General features: G+C 39.2%; 16 protein-coding genes and 1 tRNA gene. 6 read left to right on the top strand and 11 right to left on the bottom strand.

Annotated elements, in window-relative coordinates; translation table 11 throughout:
* Nucleotides 1-31: 31 nt before the first annotated feature.
* From ORH16_RS10435 to ORH16_RS10405, 7 genes are all read right to left on the bottom strand, one after another.
* On the bottom strand, nt 32-1042 hold the full coding sequence (locus tag ORH16_RS10435) for an L-threonylcarbamoyladenylate synthase (RefSeq protein ID WP_265458653.1): 1011 nt from the start codon (nt 1040-1042) through the stop codon (nt 32-34).
* 174 nt (nt 1043-1216) lie between these two features.
* Nucleotides 1217-2056: a peptide chain release factor N(5)-glutamine methyltransferase gene (gene prmC, locus ORH16_RS10430; protein WP_265458651.1), complete on the bottom strand. Its 840-nt coding sequence runs from the start codon at nt 2054-2056 to the stop codon at nt 1217-1219.
* Nucleotides 2049-3122: a peptide chain release factor 1 gene (gene prfA / locus ORH16_RS10425; protein ID WP_265458649.1), complete on the bottom strand. Its 1074-nt coding sequence runs from the start codon at nt 3120-3122 to the stop codon at nt 2049-2051. The genes prmC and prfA overlap by 8 nt, the downstream gene beginning before the upstream one ends.
* 109 nt (nt 3123-3231) lie before the next feature.
* Nucleotides 3232-3813: a thymidine kinase gene (locus ORH16_RS10420; RefSeq protein ID WP_265458647.1), complete on the bottom strand. Its 582-nt coding sequence runs from the start codon at nt 3811-3813 to the stop codon at nt 3232-3234.
* A gap of 294 nt (nt 3814-4107) precedes the next feature.
* On the bottom strand, nt 4108-5316 hold the full coding sequence (locus tag ORH16_RS10415) for a glycerophosphodiester phosphodiesterase family protein (protein ID WP_265458645.1): 1209 nt from the start codon (nt 5314-5316) through the stop codon (nt 4108-4110).
* A gap of 255 nt (nt 5317-5571) precedes the next feature.
* Nucleotides 5572-6171, bottom strand: a complete 600-nt coding sequence (locus tag ORH16_RS10410; RefSeq protein ID WP_265458643.1) for a histidine phosphatase family protein — start codon at nt 6169-6171, stop codon at nt 5572-5574.
* 315 nt (nt 6172-6486) lie between these two features.
* Complete coding sequence (locus ORH16_RS10405; protein ID WP_265458641.1) at nt 6487-6903, bottom strand: Hsp20/alpha crystallin family protein; 417 nt, start codon at nt 6901-6903, stop codon at nt 6487-6489.
* A gap of 233 nt (nt 6904-7136) precedes the next feature.
* Here ORH16_RS10405 and ORH16_RS10400 point away from each other — a divergent pair, with 233 nt between their 5' ends.
* Entirely contained in the window at nt 7137-7988 is an 852-nt protein-coding gene (locus ORH16_RS10400; protein WP_265458639.1) for a hypothetical protein, read from the top strand.
* Between the two features lie 106 nt (nt 7989-8094).
* On the opposite strand, the gene rbsK is transcribed toward ORH16_RS10400, so the two are convergent.
* Nucleotides 8095-8991, bottom strand: coding sequence for a ribokinase (gene rbsK, locus ORH16_RS10395; RefSeq protein ID WP_265458637.1), 897 nt, complete (start codon nt 8989-8991; stop codon nt 8095-8097).
* 95 nt (nt 8992-9086) lie between these two features.
* Nucleotides 9087-9605 carry an HdeD family acid-resistance protein gene (locus ORH16_RS10390; protein ID WP_416207852.1) on the bottom strand — a complete coding sequence of 173 codons (519 nt, stop codon included), beginning with the start codon at nt 9603-9605 and terminating at the stop codon, nt 9087-9089.
* A gap of 190 nt (nt 9606-9795) precedes the next feature.
* Here ORH16_RS10390 and ORH16_RS10385 point away from each other — a divergent pair, with 190 nt between their 5' ends.
* The 3 genes from ORH16_RS10385 to ORH16_RS10375 all read left to right on the top strand — a co-directional run bounded on the left by ORH16_RS10385 (nt 9796) and on the right by ORH16_RS10375 (nt 13360).
* Complete coding sequence (locus ORH16_RS10385; RefSeq protein ID WP_265458633.1) at nt 9796-11196, top strand: TrkH family potassium uptake protein; 1401 nt, start codon at nt 9796-9798, stop codon at nt 11194-11196.
* Nucleotides 11197-11307: 111 nt separating this feature from the next.
* A complete protein-coding gene (locus tag ORH16_RS10380; protein ID WP_265458631.1) occupies nt 11308-12657 on the top strand; it encodes a Mur ligase family protein in 1350 nt (449 codons plus the stop codon).
* Nucleotides 12650-13360, top strand: coding sequence for a type 1 glutamine amidotransferase (locus tag ORH16_RS10375; RefSeq protein WP_265458629.1), 711 nt, complete (start codon nt 12650-12652; stop codon nt 13358-13360). The genes ORH16_RS10380 and ORH16_RS10375 overlap by 8 nt, the downstream gene beginning before the upstream one ends.
* Before the next feature lie 84 nt (nt 13361-13444).
* Here the strand turns inward: ORH16_RS10375 and manA are convergent, their stop codons facing one another.
* On the bottom strand, nt 13445-14395 hold the full coding sequence (gene manA, locus ORH16_RS10370) for a mannose-6-phosphate isomerase, class I (protein ID WP_265458627.1): 951 nt from the start codon (nt 14393-14395) through the stop codon (nt 13445-13447).
* 81 nt (nt 14396-14476) lie between these two features.
* Nucleotides 14477-15505, bottom strand: coding sequence for a serine hydrolase domain-containing protein (locus ORH16_RS10365; protein WP_265458625.1), 1029 nt, complete (start codon nt 15503-15505; stop codon nt 14477-14479).
* Nucleotides 15506-15691: 186 nt separating this feature from the next.
* Between ORH16_RS10365 and ORH16_RS10360 the strand changes: the two genes are divergently transcribed.
* A tRNA-Thr gene (locus ORH16_RS10360) sits at nt 15692-15764 on the top strand.
* Nucleotides 15765-16221: 457 nt separating this feature from the next.
* Complete coding sequence (locus ORH16_RS10355) at nt 16222-16719, top strand: hypothetical protein (protein WP_265458623.1); 498 nt, start codon at nt 16222-16224, stop codon at nt 16717-16719.
* Nucleotides 16720-17051 lie beyond the last annotated feature (332 nt).

The following is a 17051-nucleotide window of genomic DNA, read 5'->3' as shown; positions in this document are numbered from 1 at the left end:
CATAAGTTAGCAAATTCCGGCACCAAGAAAACTAGTTTTTCCAAAATTTTTGGTTACTGGCTTTTTTTAAACGGTTCATATAGGCCACCGCTAAGCCGGCTTCCTCAAAGGCCGGCGCTAAAATAAGACTAACGCCGGTTTCATCCAGTGCCCGCAGACCGGCAAATAAGCCACGGGTGGCGGCTTCAATTGAGTTATCAGCCAAAGAATATTTTTCTATCTCTTGAGGAAATAATTTCAAAATTTCCGGACTGGCAATTACACCAACTTTTTGATTTTCACTCCACCTGGCTGCTTCTGGCCATTCAGCCTGACGAACCATGCGTACTTCGGCGTTAGGGGCATAATGTTTATACTTCATACCAGGAGCTTTTGGTGTCTCTCCCTCTGTAACAAGATGCTGGTCAATTAAAATTTCCGTTTCCAAAATATTTTCCAAAGCTTCTTTAGTGACTGCTCCGGGCCGCAAAATCATCGGTGGCTTTGAAGGATCGCTTAAATCCAGGACAGTGGACTCGACTCCGATTGCAGTTGGTCCATCATCTAAAATGCCAGCAATCTTTCCCTTCATATCGTGAAACACATGGGCCGCTGTCGTTGGACTCGGTTTGCCGGACGTATTAGCACTGGGACCAACTAACGGCACACCTGTTTTTTCAATTAATAACAAAGTTTTTTCGTTTGCTGGCATTCTAAAAGCTGCTGTGGATAAGCCGCCGGTGACATTCAATGGTAAGCTGCCATGTTTCACTGCAAAAATTAAAGTTAAAGGACCCGGCCAAAATTTTGCGACAATTTTTTCAGTTAAGGGATGAAACTTATCCACAAAATTTTCCACCATTGAAAATTGATTGACGTGTAAAATTAAGGGATTATCGGCAGGTCGACCTTTAACGGTAAAAACCTGCTGAACAGCTTCAGTCATGAGACCATTGGCACCTAGACCATAGACTGTCTCTGTTGGAAAAGCAATCAATCCGCCATTTTTTAAAATTTCAGCGGCTTCATCAATTGATTCTTCAGTAAAAATTTTTGTTTCCACAGTTTATCCACACCTTTAATTATCTGTAAATGACTAGTTTTTAAACCTTTTCAAGCTTATCCCCAACTTTGTGGATAAGTTTTTTTATAACTGTGGACAAGCTTGTTGAAAACTGTCCAAAATGAAAGCTTATTTTCATTCAATTAATTAAATTTAATAACAGACTTATCCACATTAAGTGTGAATAACCACAAATCGATCCAAACCAGTTAAATCTTTTTTGACTGTAATTTGTGCTGCGGGAAAATTTTTTTCAAATATTTCTTTGACAGCTTGCCCCTGTTGAAAGCCAATTTCTAAATAAATTTTACCGCCTGCTTTTAATTTTTCTGGCGCCTGCTGGGCAATCATTTGATAGATAGCTAACCCGTCGGCCGCCGCAAAAAGCGCCGACTTTGGTTCATAGGTGCGCACACTTTCATCCATCAAGTCCCATTCTGCCTGACTAATGTACGGTGGATTCGAAATAATAAGATCAAATGTTTCTTCAGCAAAGGGTTCCAGCACACTACCTTTGCGAAAATCAATTGCTGTATGTAGCGCCTGACTATTTTTTTTAGCCACACTTAAGGCACCTTCGGAAATATCACTGGCAAAAAGCTGCCAGCTGTCAGCCTCAGCCTTTAAAGTAATTGCAATTGCTCCGGTTCCCGTTCCAATATCGACGACCTGCAAATTTTTCTCAGACGAATTTTCCTTAAGGCATAGCTCAACTAATTCCTCAGTTTCTGGCCGAGGAATTAACGTATCTTGATTCACAAAAAAAGTGCGACCATAAAAATCAGCATAGCCTAAAAGATATTGTGGCGGTTGATTTTCCATCAGAGCTCTCATATCCGCTGCAATTTGAGTCTCATCCGCAGCTGAAATTGCTTCATTCATCTGTAATAACCAATCCGTTTTACTCCAACCCTTGCGCTCCAAAAAAAGAAACTGAATAGCATAGCCTTCCTTGCCCGCCGCTTCCAAAAAAGAAGAAGCCCGCTGGAGGACTTCTCGATAGGTTTTAGCCATTTTGCAATTCTTCCAATTTTGATGTTTGGTCGTACATCACCAAGGCATCAATAATTTCATCTAATTTTCCTGCCAAAATTTGATCCAATTTTTGAATCGTCAAACCAATGCGGTGATCGGTAACACGATTTTGCGGAAAATTATAGGTGCGAATGCGTTCAGAACGGTCACCGGTTCCGACAGCTGACTTACGGCTGGCATCGTATTCACTTTGTGCCGCTTGAGAAATTTGGTCATAGACTCTAGCCCGCAAAATTTTCATCGCCTTTTCCCGGTTTTTAATTTGTGAACGCTCATCCTGCATCGCTACAGCAATTCCTGTTGGAATATGGGTCAGACGAACGGCAGAAGCTGTCTTATTGACGTGCTGACCACCAGCTCCAGAAGCGTGGTAAATATCAGTCCGAATATCTTTATCGGCGATATCAATTTCGACTTCTTCGGCCTCCGGCATCACAACAACTGTTGCTGTTGATGTATGAATCCGTCCTTGCGATTCTGTTGAAGGCACTCGTTGAACTCGATGGGCGCCACTTTCGTATTTTAGTTTTGAAAAGACACTGTCGCCGGTAATCATCATGATTACTTCTTTATAGCCACCGATGCCCGTGACATTGGCATCCATCACATCGACTTTCCAGCCTTGCGCCTCCGCATATTTTTGATACATATTAAATAAGTCACCGGCAAATAAGGCCGCTTCATCGCCACCTGCGGCTCCGCGGATTTCCATGATAATATTTTTATCATCATTGGGATCTTTTGGTAACAACAAAATTTTAATCCGGTCTTCTAACACTTCTTTTTCTTTTTTTAACTCAGACAATTCTTCCTTGGCCATCTCTGCCATGTCAGCATCTAAGCTTTCACCTAATAATTCTTCGGTGTCAGCAATCCCTTGAACAACCGTTTTGTAACGGCGATAAACCTCCACCGTTTCCCTGGTGCTGGCTTCTTCTTTTGACAACTTCATAAACCGCTGGGTGTCGGTAATAACAGCGGGATCACTTAATAGTTCTCCAAGCTCTTCATAGCGATCTTCAATCGCCTGTAACTGATCGTACATGGATTCGCTCCTTTATCTCTTCTTCATGCAATAGCACACTCTCACTGAATACTTTAGCTAGTTTTCCAGTAGAATGCAACATCTAAACAATGTATAAACTAATGTAGCTTTAATTCTCAACTATTTTTCCCGGTTCAAAATAATGTTTACGACAGACAGGATAATAGGCTTCATTACCGCCGATTTGAACCTGATCGCCTTCATAGACAGGCTGGCCGTCAATATAATGCAGGTTCATCGTCGCCTTTTTATGGCAGAACCAGCAAATTGTCTTTAATTCTTCTATTTTATCGGCGTAAAGTAGTAAATATTTTGAGCCTTCAAATAGCTCATTGCGAAAATCATTTTTCAAACCGAAAGCCATCACTGGGATGTTTAATTTATCAACAACATTTGCCAAAGCCAAGACATGATGCTTTTGTAAAAATTGCGACTCATCAATTAAAATACAATAGGGCCGATAATCTAAATTGACAATCAGCTCATATAAATTAGTTTCCGCAAAAATCGGTGTCGCTTCCCGCTTTAAACCAATGCGGCTGGAGATAACCCCGACACCTTCTCGGGTATCAAGACCACTAGTCAATAGGACAACCGGTTTATTTTGCTCTTCGTAGTTGTGGGCCACCTTTAAAATTTCAATTGTCTTACCGCTATTCATTGCCCCGTATTTAAAAAATAATTGTGCCATCTCTGCTCACCCTTCGTCAACATTCCTTTGGTATTATAGCTGAAAACCAGAAAAAATTACAGAGGGAGATTTCCCCAGAGAAAAAATTTAGCAAAAATCAGGGGCGTCCTTATTTTATTGTAAAAAAAATTGCCCTTATGTCGCTGCTTTCAAAATGACAACAGGCGGGTTAAGGGCAATTTGATTATTTTCATAAATTTATCTGCTTTGAAAAGCGCTGCTTGACAGACTACTTGTAATCAATTCATAGCGGAAAATTCTTATTGATAGACAATGAAAAAATTTTTCAAAATTTTAGCGGGGCGCTTGGTCGGTCGTCACATAGTCCACCCGCATGTCCTGCATATCTGAAAATTGGCTCTCTGGAACCGTCCACGTCCCGACGGTCAAACCAGCATTACGAGCCTTTCTGACAGCGGTACTGGTTACTTGCGGGTAATAAGAATCAATTCCCGGCTGATTACCTAGTTGCAGCGACGCATCAATTGTTTCCTGATTAATTTCATAAACTAAATACAGATAAGCAAAATCTGGATTAATCTGACTGGCCAATTGCAGTTGCTCATAGTTGAAGGAAATTATTTTTGCATTGTCACTTGAAAAGCCGTACTTCGCCAGTGCCTCAAATACTTTTTGCAAATCTTCCGTAGTTGCTGTTGCATCTTTTAATTCAAGAAATGGTACTTTATTTGCGACCATGCAGATGGCTAAATAATCTTCTAACGTTGGAATTTTCAATTCTGCAGCGGCATAGCTTCCCACATTAGTTCCTTGGTCAATTTTAAAATTGCTTAATTCAGCCAGTGTATAATCGCTAACTGCACCAGTTCCATTGGTCATGCGATCAAGAGTATCATCGTGCATCAAAACCCATTGACGATCTTTCGTCAATTTTAAATCCGTTTCAACGGCAGGAGCATTAGCTTGTCGAAAAGCTGGCAGGGAGTTTTCCGGTGCGTTATAAGTATCGCCCCGATGATTGACATAAGTCGTTTGAAAGCTTTCCGCCTCTACACCGTACCAACCAATTCCTTCATTATGCCAGCCTCTATTTATCAAATCTTGTTGTTCAGTCCAAGTCACCGCATAGTTATGGCTGCCGGTATTAACGTTAGGATTAAAAGCTCGGTACAAAGGTACACTTTGATTCGGATCTGAATACCAACCAACCCCTTCATCTCGCCAACCGATTTTCACCAGATTATCTCGTTCCGAAGCACTTAAAGTATAGTGGTGATCACCATTATTGGGATTGTACAAGCGATACACTGGATTACCTGTAACAGGCGCATACCAGCCGATTCCCTCATAATTCCAGCCGACACTTTGTAAATCATTTCGTTCTAAACGATTTTCCGTATAGAAATGCTCACCGGAATTAGGATTGTACATACGATACATCGGTGTACTATCCGTTGCCGCCGCTTCCCCTGATGCGGGATTAAAAAAACTAATTCCTAAAAAGACTGTGACTGCCAACAAAAATTTCCCGAAATTTTTCACTTTTCCACCTATTTTTCCCCAAACGTAAAACTTTGACATTTTATTTTCAGATTAATAGTCATATGATACTATCAAATCCCATAAAATATCAACAGATATGTGCCCAAACAAAAGTTATATGTGCCCAAACAAAAGTTAGTTCTCTTGAGATACTGATTTTTGAAGAAAAATTTAAAAATTTAATTTTGATACTTTCTTTTTTCTGATGTATGGCAAATTTCCCTCAAAAGTAATTTTTGCTAAGTGAGAGCGTTATTAATTAAAATCACCAATAAAATTTCCCAGTGAGTCGCCTCTAAAAGACAACGGGTGACTATTTTTGATTTTTAATGTTAACGTTTGTTCCTCATCTAAGTTTAGCAACAATTTTATCATCAGTCGGATTGCAACAAAGTGGGAGAAGATCGCAATTTTGTCAGCAGCTGAATTCTTTGTTAGTTCTCTTAAAAATTCCCCGACCCGCTTTTCAACATCAGCATAATTTTCTCCGCCTGGAGGTTTATCAATAAAACTATGGCCAAGTGACTGAGTTTGCAAAAAATCTTGCCATTGCGGCAAATCCTTGGTGTTTTTCCCATCGAGAATTCCTAATGATCGCTCCTTTAGCCGCTCGTCTAAAATAATGTCCTGCCGCCCCATTGCCAATCTGGCGGTCTCATAAGCTCGACTGAGGGGAGAAGTATAAATTTGATTGACCTCTGAAAAAATTGCTAATTTCTTGAGTTCTCGTGCCTGCTGCTGGCCTTTTTCTGTCAAGGGAGTATCACTTTGACCTGAGAAAAAGCGCCCAGTCTCAGCTGACCGGTTAGCTTGATTGAACAAAGATTCTCCATGACGAATTAAAATGAGTTCCATTGACTACCTCGCTTCTTCTTAAAGTTTATTTCGATGCCTAATCTAGGCTTTTCTGTCCATTTATTCTCATCCAGTTTCAACATTTTTGCAGACCTAGTCAGTTTGCAACTATCGCTGTTATACCACTTATGCTTATTTTGTTGAAGCTTGTAAATAATTATACCACTCAATAAATTTCAAAAAACCATGATAATTATTCCGCTGGCATAAACTCTCTGTATACATCTGAAATCTTCACTACTTATCAGATTGGCTAGAGACAACAAAAAAACCACAGAACCCAGAAAATATCCAGGTTCTATGGCATAAAACTTTTTAATTAATTTCAATCCGTTTACGGTCTTTATCATTAGTTGCTGCTTTAGCTAATTCTAAATGCAGAACGCCATCTTTAAAGTTGGCAGTTATTTTATCTTCATCGATGCCCTTTAGCATAAATTGCCGCCGGAAGGATTGACTGCTACGTTCGCGTCTTAAGAAATTGCCGTCTTCATCCTTATCTTCAACTGTATTATCTCGTTTTGCATCAATCGTTAAAATATTATCATCGTACACAACATTCAAATTTTCCTTGTCAAAGCCAGGTAAATCAGCTTTGACTTCATAAGCAGTTTCAGTTTCTTTAATATCGACTTTAAATTCATTCGCTCTAAAATTACTTGGGAAAAAATTATCGAAAAAATTGTCTCCCATTGACATCCAGTTATTGTTTCTTGTTGTTAAGTTTGCCATTGTCTCCATCTTCTTTCACTAAAATTATTTAGAACCTTAAAAATCTGGCATAATCTCTAAGGGGAAAGTTATCTTTGACCTTTCCTGATGTTTATATTTTACTGCTAGTTAGCACTCTTGTCAAGAGAGTGCTAACGCGAAACTAAAAAAATTTAATCCGCAAACATGACAAGGAAATCGAAAAAAGGTTTAATAGAAAATAACTGATACAGTTAACTGAAGGAGGATTTAAAATGACCCATTTAACAAATAATTTATTGCAGGAACTAAAAGTGAATTTATACGAAGTTTACACTGAAATTTTTGGAGCTAATGATTTAACCATTTTTATTACCAAGCCAGTTGCTACTGATGCTGAAAATAGGGGCTTTTCTTTTCAAAGCGAACATGATTCTGGTTTTCTCTTCTTTTTAAACGCTGGAAAAGTTGTGGCCTTGGCCACCACAAATACCTTTGAAGATCCAGATGTCCCCTTTGACCAATTAATTTATTTAGATTTCCCGTTAGAAACAGAAAAAGATTATTACAGCACTTATTTAAATAATGTGCTGCATACTGCTGGCCAACCCTATGCTGTCAAATTGAAAAAGACAGCTTTGCCGGAAAATATCGAAAAAATTATTATCCCCGCATTCGCAGACAGCTTTTTGATTTTAGAACGCTTTGGCTATCCTTTGACCCGTCCTCAAGCCGCTGAGGAAAAGCCCAGTAAAGCAAAGGGCGGTAAGCCCCGCCATAAATGGACGAAGGAAGTCAGTGAAATTGAATTTTCCGTTGACCGACCAGACGCACAAGCAAAAGTTTTTTGGATTAAACGCAATGAAATGCTGATTAAAGCCGGCGCTAAAATGCTGCCGCAAGCACCATTAAATAAAGATGGCTCACTGGGCTTTTCCGCTCGTTTTGGCGAGCAGTTACGGCAAGAACATCAGCACCAGTTTCAAGATTTTACAACAACTGAAGATATTATTTTAAAAAGTGTCAATGAAGTCGGCCTCTTTTTATATTTCGGTGGCACCAATAGCTGGTTAGAATTACTTGATGAAAACGGCAAGAGTATCAATGAATGGACCGTTGTAAACTAATTTTTTCTACCGATTACCTCCACAAAAAAACTGCCAATTTTGGGATTCAGCTAGCTTAGCTGCAATCCGAATCGGCAGTTTTTTGTGCTTTAGATGGCACTTTCCCTTAAAACTTAAATGTAAAATCAGCAGAAGTTTTTAAATCTGCAAGGGTCGGCATACCGCCTTGGGCTCCAAATCCTTGGACCGAAAAACTGGCAGCTAAATTGCCTAAGCGAATTGCTTCGGCAATCGGCAAGCCCTGCAGGATTCCCACCGCAAAGGCCCCATTAAAGGTATCCCCCGCCCCTGTTGTGTCGACAGCTTCTGTCGCAAAAGCTGGCACCATAATTTCTTTCTCTCCATCAAAAAAGATTGCCCCTTTTTGCCCTATTGTGATAATTAATTGATTGGGGAATTGTCGTAAACTTTCTGACAAACTATTTTTCGGAAATAGCTGCTGCATTTCTTGCTCGTTCGGTGTAAAGTAAGTCGTTTTTGCTAAGCTCGCAGCAGAAATTTTCCGAGCCGGTGCTGGATTATACAGTAGAGGAATTGCCTTTTCTGCACAAAAATCAATTACCCAAAGATTACTTTCTTGGGGAATTTCATTTTGCAGGATGACAAAATCCGCTGCGTTAAGCACTGAACTGTATTGTTTCAAATAGGCTACCGTCAATAAATCATTGGCAGCCGGCACGACAACAATTCGGTTATCTCCTTTATAAAGGGTGATATGCGCTGAACCAGAAGACTGTTGGGCTGTTTGCTTAAAATATTGGACATCCACTTGATTAGACAGTAAATTTTCTGTGATTTTTTCTCCGAAGGAATCTGCGCCGACACTACCAATCATGGTGACCTTTGCCCCCAGACGACTGGCGGCCACCGCTTGATTGGCTCCCTTGCCACCAAAGCGCGTAGCAAAAGCTTCTCCAAAAACTGTCTCACCGCTTGCGGGCAATTGTTTGGTGGTGACTATAAAATCCGTTGAGGAACTGCCGATGACTAAAATAGTTTTCATAAAACTGCTCCTTATCTAATTTAAATCTAGTTTAAAATAAAAAAACCTTCAACAAGGATTGTAACATCCCTGCTGAAGATTTGCGCTGTTATCGATTAAAAGGCCGCCACTAGATAAGTAATGCCGGTAATCATAAAGTAAATTCCGACTAAAAAGGCTAACGTCAAGGCAGCGGATAGCGGATTAAAGAGTAGGATAAAGCCTAAAATAATACCCAGAATGTTGACAATTACCATAAACCAGTAGTAACCAGTGCTAACTTCTTTAAAGGCACTGGAAATCATCAATTCACCGATGGAGTCGATGATAAACCAAATAGCGAAAATAATTGGTAAGGCCAATACGCCGGCTGACATATTGAACAAAAGGAAGATTCCTAGAATAATATCGATAATCCCCATCACTAAAACGAAAGTTCCTTTGCCGCCAGTAGTATTTTGCAGTGGCCGGCGAATCGCAATTTCAAAAATTCCCTTCAAGATTGCCATCACCGCAAAAAAGATCACCAAAGCCACTAAATTACTAGCCGGATCTCTAAAGGAAATAATGGAGATGAAGATGAATAATAACCCCAAAATGAAATAACCTAAATTAAATTTTCTCATGTTTCTCAAACTCCTTTTCTATTTTTTGAATCTTATTAAGAAAAACTCTTATAATGCAATTCTTCTTATCACAATTAAATACTAGCGTATTCCAGCAATTTTTTGAAACAATTCGACTTATTTTGTTGCTACTGTGTTCCGCTAAATTTTTTTATCAAATCTGTTATACTAGTGACAAGAACCTGCAAGGAGTTTAAAGATGAGTGTAACGACTTTTATTCGCAAAAAACAACGAGCCTTAAAGCTTTTTTCGGCCAAACATTTTACCTCCATCCAAATAATTGTGATGTATTATGTGGTGATGACCTTGTTATCCCTACTCTTATTTTACCTGCCAATTTTTCGGGAACCGGACAGTCACCAGCCTTTTATTGACATGTTTTTCATGGCTGTCAGCACTGTCAGCGTGACTGGTTTGACCACCTTTAATATTAATGATGTTTTTAATCAAAATGGCGTAGTCCTCTTAGAAGTCCTTTTTCAAATCGGCGGACTAGGGATTATGATGATCTCGACGTTTTTCTTTATCGTCTCCAAACGCCGGATATCTTTAAAGCAACGGCAGCTGATTATGACCGATATGAATCAAACGAAGCTTAGCGGCATTGTCCGTCTGATTCGCATCACCTTTGGGATTATTGTTTTTTTCCAAGTTATTTTCGGCCTCATTTTTTCGTTGTATTTCTATTTTAGAGGCTATTACCGAAATTTTTGGGATGCCGTTTTCTATGGCTTTTATCAAGCCATCTCGGCGGTCACCAACTCCGGCTTTGATGTCACGGGGCAATCAATTACTCCATTTGCCCACGATTATTTCTTTTTAAGTATTATTATGTTTTTAATTTTTATCGGTGGCATTGGCTTTCCTGTGCTTATGGAGTTTCGCGAGTGGCTGTCTTATAAAAAGCAGCCAACACCAATTCCGTTTCGTTTTTCTTTGTTTACCAAATTAGCCGTTCTAGCTTTTTTTGTCTTATTTATTGCCGGCACCATTGCGATTTTCTTATTAGAAAAAGACCATTTCTTCTTAGATAAGGGGCCGATTGAACAATGGATGACTTCGATGTTTTATTCGATGACCACCCGTAATGCTGGTCTGCAAATTAATCCTTTAAGTGATTTTCAAGTGACCACCTTGATTTTCTTTTCTCTTTTGATGTTTGTCGGCTGTTCCCCTAGTTCTGTCGGCGGTGGTATTCGAACCACAACGGTCGCAATCTTAGGACTGTACATCATCTCTTTTCTACGGGGCGAAAAGAATGTCAATGCCTTTGGTCGCCAAATTCCTGATGACGACGTCCGCAAATCAATGGTCGTGTTTATGCTTTCTTTAGGCATGTGTTTTGGTTGCGTCTTGTTTTTAACCGCCACCGAGGAACAATCCTTAATCGCCATCATTGTCGAGGTTGCCTCCGCTTTTGGAACGACCGGTCTTTCAATGGGCATCACCCCAGAATTAAGTATGACGGGAAAATTAGTCATCGCTCTTTTGATGTTTATCGGTCGAATCGGCATGCTTTATACCTTGCTGTTATTTATCCCGAAGGAACGTCGAGACAGTGGCTACAAATATCCTCAAGAAAAAATCATTATCGGTTAAGCCGGTCATGATTTTTTTGCTTTTTCTTAAGCTAGAGAAAGAGCATTTAAGTTTTTGAAATGAATGTGGTAAGATAAGTTGAATTTATGAAAGTTTGATGGAGGGAACACTATGAGTCTACGCAGTCAGCTGGCAATCGCTGCTGGAAAGTCCTCGCAATGGGTTTTAAAAACTTTTTTCAAAGGCGGTTCCAGCTTTCCGGGAAAATTAGCTTTGACGATTGACCCTGATGTTTTAAATAGTTTATCTAAGGATTATCAAGTCGTGGTAGTCACCGGCACCAATGGTAAAACTTTAACCACTTCCTTGACTGTAAATATTTTAAAACAGCAGTTCCCTGAGGTTTTAACCAATCCTACCGGTGCCAACATGGCCCAAGGAATTGTCTCCACCTTCTTAAATGCGAAAAAGCAAAAGGGTGAAAAATTCGCCGTTTTAGAAATCGACGAAGCCAGCCTAGCAAAGGTTACTGAATACATTAAGCCGGAGCTCTTTGTCTTCACGAATATTTTCAGAGACCAGATGGACCGCTATGGCGAAATCTATACGACTTATCGCTTAATTGTCGAAGGTGCGGCAAAATCACCGACAGCGCCGATTTTAGCAAACGGCGACTCGCCCATTTTTAATTCAGTGGCGACTGTTAATCCCCGCAAATATTATGGCTTTAATCACGAGCCTGATCAAGAACAGATGGCCCACTACAATACCGACGGTGTTTTATGTCCTACCTGTCATCACATTTTGCATTATAAAATGATTACCTACGCTAATCTCGGCAAATATTATTGCCCGAACTGTGGCTTCCATCGCCCAGAACTGGATTATCAATTAACAAAAATGACAGCGATGGATAATGTTTCGGCTGATTTTGTGATTGATGATGAACAATACGGTATTGAAGTCGGTGGCCTTTATAACGTCTACAACGCTCTTGCCGCAACAGCTGTGGCCGAATATTATAACGTGGCCCCGGAAAAAATTCGTCAAGGTTTAGGCTATGATGAAAAAGTTTTTGGCCGTCAAGAGGAATTTACGATTGAAGGCAAACACTGCACATTGGTCTTAGTTAAAAATCCAGTCGGCTTAAACCAAGTGATTGATATGATTAATTTAGCCCCATATGATTTCTCCCTCGTCTCTTTATTAAATGCCAATTATGCAGACGGGATTGATGTCAGCTGGATTTGGGATGGCGATTATGAGGCGCTGGCTAAGCGCAACATTCCAGAAATTATTGCAGGGGGCGACCGCCATCGTGATATGGCGCTGCGCTTAAAAGTTGCTGGGCTGCCAGAAGAAAAAATTAAGGAAGAAGAATCCTTAAGCCAAGTCATTGAAGATATTAAACAATTACCAACTGAACATGTTTATATTTTAGCGACCTACACCGCTGTTTTACAGTTGCGCAAAGAGCTAGCTCAAAAAGATTATATAAAAGGAGGAATGGACCGTGGCTGATTATCAATTGAACCTCGCCCATCTCTATGGAAATTTACTTAATACTTACGGCGACAATGGCAATCTCTTGATGCTGCAATACTATGCTAAAAAAATGGGCGTCACCCTAACCACTGAAATTGTCAGTATCCACCAAGAATTTGATCCGGAAAAATACGACATCGTTTTTTTTGGCGGCGGTCAAGACTTCGAACAATCGATTGTTTCTAATGACATTCAAACTAAAAAAGAAGATATCATCCGCTATATTGAAAATAATCGGGTGATGCTAGCAATCTGTGGCGGTTATCAATTATTAGGCCATTATTACACTGGAGCTAATGGCGAAAAAATCCCCGGCATCAGCGCCCTCGACCATTACACCTTGAGCCAAGACAACAATCGTTTTATCGGCGATATTGTGATTCACAACGAAGAGTTTAACGAAACTTATTACGGCTTTGAAAATCATAACGGCCGTACCTTCTTAGGCGAAGGTGAACGTCCTTTAGGTAATGTTGTCAAGGGTAAAGGCAATAACGGCGAGGACCAATCTGAAGGCGTGATTTACAAAAATGTGTATGGCTCTTATTTCCACGGACCGATTTTATCCCGCAATGAAAAATTAGCCATCCGCCTTATTAAAACAGCTTTAAAAAATAAATACGGCGAGCCGCTTGATTTACCAAAAGAATTTCAAGAGGAAGCAGCCACCAGCAATTAGTAAAAAACAGCACTGGACAAGGAACTTTCCAACTTTGGAAAGCACCGAGCCCAGTGCTGCTTTTTTATTCATTCTGAAACAAAATTATTTTTTTCCAGGTTCAGAAGCAATCACAATCATTGCCCCTTCGACTTTCCACTCGTCAATACCATTAGGAATAATACAACTACTGCCAGCTGTCAACGGATATTCTTGACCGTCAATTACCAATTGACCGGCGCCATCTGTTACGGTCATCAGCGTATACGGTGCATGGGCCCTAACGGTAAGACTGCCGGCCACTTGCCATTCATAGACATTGAAAAAAGCTGATTCAATGTACGTGATGATTGAGGATTGTCCTTGGCGCACTTCCTTGACATTTAAAATCGGCGTGTCACCGGGAATCGTGGTCACATCGATTGATTGTTGGATGTGCAGCTCCCGCGGATTGTCTTGATCATCTTTGCGATCATAATCATAGACCCGATAAGTGGTATCTGAGCTTTGTTGCGTCTCTAAAATTAAAATCCCTTTGTTAATCGCATGAATTGTCCCACTAGGCACATAAAAGAAATCGCCCTTTTTAACTGGGACCTTCTTCAATAAATCATCCCAACGGCCTTCATGAATCATCTCAGCCAATTCTTCCCGTGTTTTTGCGTGGTGTCCGTAAATAATTTCCGAACCAGGCTCCGCATCGATAATGTACCAGCATTCAGTTTTCCCAAGTTCCCCTTCATGGGCCATTCCATAGGCGTCATCTGGATGAACTTGTACAGATAAATCATCTTCTGCATCCAAAATTTTGGTTAACAAAGGAAACACTGGCTCACTTGAATGCCCAAATAATTCTTGATGTTCTTTCCATAAATCATCTAAGCGCTGCCCTTTGAACTTGCCATTTTCAACAGTAGATACGCCGTGGGGATGAGCGCTGATTGCCCAATCTTCGCCAATTTTTTCATTGGGTAAATCAAAGCCAAACACCGTATGCAGACGGTTGCCGCCCCAAATTTTTTCTTGAAAGACTGGTTTTAAAAATAATGGTTCCATGACTGACTCCTCTTTCTTCATTGTCTAATAAAAAAACATTTAATCGCTTTACTTTCCCCGAAAATTATACCACAGCTTTTCTTAAAACGGTTTATTTTCCTGTAGCTCAGCTAAATAAACTGTCAACAGCTGATTACGTTTTTCAATGTATTGATTTCGTTGATCAACGGGATGCACCCGATTCGATAAAAAAATGAAACTCGTTCTAGCGAGCAAATCCATCAAGATAAATGTTCCTGTATAACCTGTGTGAAATAACATTGGTTTCCCTGCAGTGCCTTGATAACGAATATCCCAGCCTAATGAACGGTTGCCATTTTCTAAAGGCGTCTGATCTTGCAACAGTCCAGTAATCGTGGCCATTTTTAAAAATTGCCCCGATTTTGTTTCACCGAAATTTAAATACATCTCCGTAAATTTACTGACATCACCTAACGTTGTAAAAAGGCCGGCATTGCCAGCATGCTCTGCTAAAACTCGCGCCTTCGGGTCATGGGTCACACCTTTCAAAATGCCTAACTGTGGATGATTTTCTGTCGGTGCTACAAGACTGACATCAGTAAGTAAAAAGCCGCTATCTGCCATTTTTAATGGTTGCAAAACTTCCTCTTGAAAAATCTTCACTACCGGTTTTTGAAAAATTTTTTCCAACATAAAACCTAATAAAATAGTGCCCGCATCTGTGTACTGCATTTTTTTACCTAGATTAGTTCCCGGCTGTAATTGGTAATAAGCTTGACGTAATTCTAAGGCCGTCAACTTATCCCGCTGAGGAATATACGTCTGAATATCTGACGTATGAGTCAAAAGATGCCGCAAAGTAATGCTAGCATTTTCAAAATCCGGCAGATATTCTTTCAATGGCGAATCTATCTGCAATTTTCCCTTTTCCAACAACTGCAAAACAACCGTTGTTGTACAAATAACCTTTGTTAAAGAAGCGACATCGAAAATTGTCGTCAGCTCCATACTTTCTTTACTTGGCAGAATTTGACGCCAGCCAAGGGTCTGGTTCTCAACGGCCTCTGGTGTTCTAAATTGATAAACGACTCCCGGGAAAATCCCTTCTGCCATAAATTTTTGAATCAACGCTTGAGTTTTGGGATACATCGCTTCACATCCTTTTTTTAATCTTAGCAAAGCTCTTCGATAAGATAAATCCAAAATAAGTTTAACAAAGAAAACTTAAACTACGCCAAACTTTTAGAAAAAAATTGTTTCTCAAAAATATTTTTTCTAAAAGCATTGACAACAATCGCCTTCTTGGTTATCCTATATCTTGTGTTCAATTACTACGCCGCTTTAGCTCAGCTGGTAGAGCGCATCCATGGTAAGGATGAGGTCAACGGTTCAAGCCCGTTAAGTGGCTTTATAAAATAGTCTGAAGAACCTTATTAAATTAGGGTTTTCAGACTTTTTTTATTTTTTGTTTTGTTATTTAATTTTCTTTATTTTTTGTGTCAACTCTACATTTATGATTTAAAAATAAAAAAAATGAGTAGACTTTTGAGTAGACTATTTGAGTAGACTTTTTAAAACAACTAAATCGAAATTCTTTGGGACAGTAAGACAAACTTTAAATAGGAACATAAAAGGAGAGTAGATATTTTTAAGATAAAAAGTGTATGAGTAGACATTTGAGTAGACTTTCCCCCTTTTTAGTGAATTTCAAGGGTGATTAAATAACGTTAGATACATTCTCATAAAATTAAAAATACTTATTTAACCATAAATAAAAGAAAGAAAAACTTGCTATAGATAACGTACAGAGTTATCCTTCAGACACGTTAAAAAAGTAATTTTTAAAAGTGGAAGGATGAAAAAGTATGTCAACAACAACAGAAGTAAAAGTAGCACTAAAAGGGATTTTAAGTGATGGTAAAGGCAGAACACATGGTGAGTTGTGGAAAGAATTAATTAGTATTGACAAGCTTAAACGTCAACTTGTTAAATTTGATGGAACAGAGCGGAAAGGCGTTTTAAGTGGCATTTTTACTCGAGTTCAACAAGGAAAAGAAGAGGGATTTAGGATTGTCAAAAAAGATGGTAAAACTTTAATGGTTTATTCTATCAACAAAGCTGATATTCTTTTAAAACTGACAGATGGCTATTTAAAAGATGTATCATTAGTCAAATTAAAAAAAGATGAGCTTTCTGTTACAGATAAAAAAGTAGTGGAGAAGTTTCAAACTGCCTGCAATGAACTAGCTAAAATCAAAGTGGAATTAAAATTTTTAGTCGATTCATTGGATAAAAACGGAAAGATTGAGGAATATAAAACGGAGCCTGTTGTAAAAGATAGTAAGCAAGCGAATAAAAAGTAAATTTGGGAGCCTAATGGCTCTCTTTTTTTGCAAAATAAGAAATCAAGCAAGTTTAGTTTCGACCTCAAATTAATCTGTTAAAACAACCAAATTTCTTTATGCCAATTGTTCTCTTTCTATTAATAAATCCAACTTATATTATCCGCTTTTATTGATTAAAAAATCAGAAACTATTCATAAGATATTAAAGAATAAACTAATGAATTTTAGACAAAACATACCAAACTAAGTCAACAGGTTGATATAGGTATTATCTATATAGCAGTTGATAAGAGGTATCCCTTATGCTCTTGTCAGAAGAAAAATTACTGATATTATGAAGAAACAGATTA

Source organism: Enterococcus sp. HY326 (genome assembly GCF_026157065.1).
GTDB lineage: Bacteria > Bacillota > Bacilli > Lactobacillales > Enterococcaceae > HY326.
This window is presented reverse-complemented; position numbering and strand designations above follow the sequence as displayed.